The sequence below is a fragment of the Burkholderia sp. LMG 13014 genome (assembly GCF_905232215.1).
In the GTDB taxonomy this organism is placed as follows: Bacteria; Pseudomonadota; Gammaproteobacteria; order Burkholderiales; family Burkholderiaceae; genus Burkholderia.
The window spans coordinates 1-1,686 of the sequence record NZ_CAJNKE010000906.1; the positions used below are offsets into that span (position 1 = coordinate 1).

Below are 1,686 nucleotides of genomic sequence, written 5' to 3' on the forward strand. Positions count from 1 at the left end.
CTGCGCACGCGCCATCGCAAGCTGGCTGCCCGCTACCGCCAGCATCACGGTCGCGAGCAGCGCGATGGCCAGTATCGCTTCGATCAGCGAGGTGCCGCGCATGGCGTTGCGCATGGTGCTCACGCCGCGTCGCAGCGGCCGGTGACAACCCGGGCCCGACCGCCTGCCGCGATCCGCACGCAACGCGATACACGCGCGTCGCCCGCCCCCGGCTCGTCGCGTCGCGGACGCAATTCGAAACGCCGGATGCCACCGATTGCCTGACCGACCGGCGGTGCGAACGCGAGATCGTGCGCGGCGCCCGCGACGGCCACTTCGGCATCGTGCGGATAGCGCCGCAGCACGCGCGACTGCCCGTCGACCTGCCCGCTGACGATCCAGTCGCACGACCATTCCGCCGGAGCGCACCGCTCACCGGCACGCAGGCAGGTGCCGCCGCTCGCGGCCCGGCACAGCGTGACGCGCACGCCAAGACGCGTCGCCTCGGTGCGCGCAAACGACAGCGCGCCGAGCAACGCGCGCGAGCGTGCATCCACGCGTTCGCGCATGCGCCACTGGTCGAATGCGGGCGCCGCATAGAGCGCGAGCCCGGCCGCCAGCGAGATGGCAACCATCAGCTCGACGAGCGTGAACCCGCCCGAGCGTCGCATCACATATTTCAGGGGTTGAGCGTGCAGTGCCATCGCAGTCGTCCTTTGCCAAGGTGATGCGACGACTGTAGCGACGTGTGCGGACGCGCACCATTTGCCGAATGGCCGACTGGTGGCATGCGATCGCGACCGACACAATCGGCGCGAACTGACCCAACGGAGAAGACGATGAACGGACGCAGCGCGTCAGCGCTTACGCGGAGTCTTGGCGGGAGAGGCGCGACGGAACTCTTCGATCACGTCGGCAAATTCGGAAACGTCCTCGAACCGGCGATACACCGATGCGAAGCGGACATAAGCGATCGTATCGAGGCCGCGCAACTCGTTCATCACGAGTTCGCCGAGCTTCTCGCTACGCACTTCGCGCTCGCCTGTCGCGAGCAGTTGATATTCGATGCGGGCGACCGCCGCGTCGATCGCGTCGGCAGCAACCGGCCGCTTGCGCAGCGCGAGTTGCATGCTGGCGACGATCTTGCGACGGTCGAATTCCGTGCGGCTGCCGTCCTTCTTCACGACGAACGGCAGGGACAGCTCGACCCGCTCGTACGTCGTGAAGCGCTTGTCGCAAGCCGAGCAGCGACGGCGCCGCCGGATCGCGGCGCCATCTTCGGACACGCGGGAATCCACGACCTGCGTGTCGTCATGCCGGCAGAACGGGCAGCGCATCGTCGATCAGCGATAGACCGGGAAACGCTTGGTCAGCTCGGCGACCTGCGCGCGCACGCGCTCGATCGTCGCTGCATCTTCCGGGTTGTCCAGCACGTCCGCGATCAGGTTACCCACCTGTTCCGCTTCCGCCGGACCGAAGCCGCGCGTCGTCATCGCCGGCGAACCCAGGCGCACGCCGCTCGTCACGAACGGCTTTTCCGGGTCGTTCGGGATCGCGTTCTTGTTCACCGTGATGTGTGCCGCACCCAGCGCTGCTTCCGCTGCCTTGCCGGTGATGTTCTTCGCGCGCAGGTCCACCAGCATCACATGGCTTTCCGTACGGCCCGACACGATCCGCAGGCCACGCTTCACCAGCGTTTCAGCCAGT

The 1,686-nt window shown here is 67.4% G+C and carries 2 protein-coding genes and 1 pseudogene; all 3 read right to left on the reverse strand.

Annotated features, from left to right (window positions below):
- Positions 1–119: 119 nt before the first annotated feature.
- On the reverse strand, positions 120–683 hold the full coding sequence (locus tag JYJ84_RS36015; RefSeq protein ID WP_175222322.1) for a GspH/FimT family pseudopilin: 564 nt from the start codon (positions 681–683) through the stop codon (positions 120–122).
- A 153-nt stretch (positions 684–836) separates the two neighbouring features.
- On the reverse strand, positions 837–1,316 hold the full coding sequence (gene nrdR, locus JYJ84_RS36020) for a transcriptional regulator NrdR (protein ID WP_006476792.1): 480 nt from the start codon (positions 1,314–1,316) through the stop codon (positions 837–839).
- Between the two features lie 6 nt (positions 1,317–1,322).
- Positions 1,323–1,686, reverse strand: a pseudogene (gene glyA / locus JYJ84_RS36025) (serine hydroxymethyltransferase); the annotation flags it as partial.